Raw genomic sequence first — 1,924 nt, forward strand, 5'->3', positions numbered from 1 at the left:
GGGCGGCCATGTAACGAGCTCGGGCTCTCAGCCCACGGTCTATTGACGGCCTGCCTGCACCTTCGTGCTCCCGGTGCCCCACGTCCCGGATGGGCTCACCATAAGGCCGTTCCAAAACAAGAACAGCGGGACATGCAGGCACCACAGATCACATACCGGATAATGGCAAGGCAGAGCGCTTCATTCAGACAGCGCTCAGAGAATGGGCCTACGCCATCGCCTACCCGAACTCCGATCATCGTGCCGGAGAACTTCCCGTCTGGCTGCACCGATACAATTGGCATCGACCTCACGGCAGCCTAAAGTCCAAAACACCAATCAGCCGCCTCGGCCTAACCGGGGACAACCTGTTGAGGCTCCACAACTAGAGCGGGATGAAATAGTTTGGAGTCGTTGAGGATTCCCAAATCAGCGATTTTCAGATTCACGGTTCATACTGGGCAGGAGGCCAGCCAGCATGGATGGCACTATCGATGGATCTGCGAGAGCGCGTCGTGGAGGCAGTGAAGACGGAGGGGATGTCGCGACGTGCGGCTGCGAAGCGTTTCGGGGTCAGCTACAGCGCTGCGATCGAGTGGGTTAAGCTCGATGAGGAAACCGGCAGCGTAGCACCGCGCAAAGTCGGCGGTTCCAAGCCCAAGAAACTCTCGGGGGTGTGGCGCGAGTGGCTCATTGAGCGCTGCCGCAAGCAGGCCTTCACGTTGCGCGGCCTTGTCGCCGAGCTCGCCGAACGAGGGCTTGAGGTCGACTATCGCTCGGTCTGGGAGTTCGTCCACGCTGAGGGCCTGTCGTACAAAAAAAGACGCTGGTCGCGGCCGAGCAAGATCGCCCCGACGTAGCGCGCCGGCGGGCGCAATGGCTGGCCTATCAGAACCGCATCGATCCTGCCCGCCTGGTGTTCATCGACGAAACCTGGACCAAGACCAACATGGCGCCACTCAGAGGCTGGGCGCCAGTTGGACAGCGCATCAAGGCAAAGGTGCTGCACGGCCACTGGAAAACCATGACGTTCCTGGCAGCCTTGCGTCATGACGGCATCACCGCGCCATAGCTCATCGATGGGCCGATCAATGGCGAGCGCTTCCGCCTCTATATCGAGACCGTGCTGGTCCCGACCCTCAAGCCCGGCGAGATCGTTGTCATGGACAATCTCGGCTCGCACAAGGGCAAGGCCGTGCGTCGCGCCATCCGCAAGGTCGGAGCCAAGTTGATTCTCTTGCCCAAATACTCACCCGATCTCAACCCCATCGAACAGTTCTTCGCCAAGCTCAAACACTGGCTTCGAAAGGCGGCCAAACGGACGGCCGAAACCGTCTGTCAGGCAATCGGCGAAATCCTCAACCGGACGACATCCCTCGAGTGCTCAAATTACTTCGCCAATGCCGGATACGACCGCAAATGACTTCATCCCCCTCTAGCCCGTCTTATTCATGACGCATCTGGGTTTGTTTGCCGCTGAGCGGTGGACAGGTGGCGGCGCGGCGTCCTTTTCACCGCGGCTGTGTCTGGACTTGTGAACGCGCTGGAGGGTGGAAGCTGTATGGTTCGGCGGGGCCTGCTGCCCCGGCGGTCGTGGTCCTGCCGGTAGCAGATTGCTGGCGAGCGCCCGGAACAGACTTGCCTCGGGACAGGCGGCGGCGAAGGCCAGACGGATGCGCGAGACGGTTTCGATGACGCGAGCGCCGAGCTTGAGCAGCCTGAGCCGCAGCGTAGCGAACTCGGCGTTGCGCAGATGATGGGTCGTGGGCACCGCCTCGCGCAGGGTGAGCATCAACCAGTATGCAGCGGTGTGCAGGACAAGACGGACCTGGTTGGCAATCGGTGAGCGGCAGGAGGTGCGGTCGGAGGCGAGCTGGCTCTTGTGCATCTTGATCAGGTTTTCGGCCTGGCCGCGGGCGCAGTAGATCACGTCATAGATGTGCTC

The 1,924-nt window shown here is 61.2% G+C and carries 3 pseudogenes; 2 read left to right on the top strand and 1 reads right to left on the bottom strand.

The features are described from left to right. Window positions 1-161: 161 nt before the first annotated feature. Window positions 162-368: pseudogene (locus tag EN780_RS33085) on the top strand (integrase core domain-containing protein); the annotation flags it as partial. A 93-nt stretch (window positions 369-461) separates the two neighbouring features. Continuing rightward, window positions 462-1,402: pseudogene (locus EN780_RS33090) on the top strand (IS630 family transposase). A 171-nt stretch (window positions 1,403-1,573) separates the two neighbouring features. Here the strand turns inward: EN780_RS33090 and EN780_RS33095 are convergent. Continuing rightward, window positions 1,574-1,924: pseudogene (locus EN780_RS33095) on the bottom strand (transposase); the annotation flags it as partial.

This window comes from Mesorhizobium sp. M4B.F.Ca.ET.089.01.1.1 (genome assembly GCF_004022605.1).
In the GTDB taxonomy this organism is placed as follows: Bacteria; Pseudomonadota; Alphaproteobacteria; order Rhizobiales; family Rhizobiaceae; genus Mesorhizobium; species Mesorhizobium abyssinicae.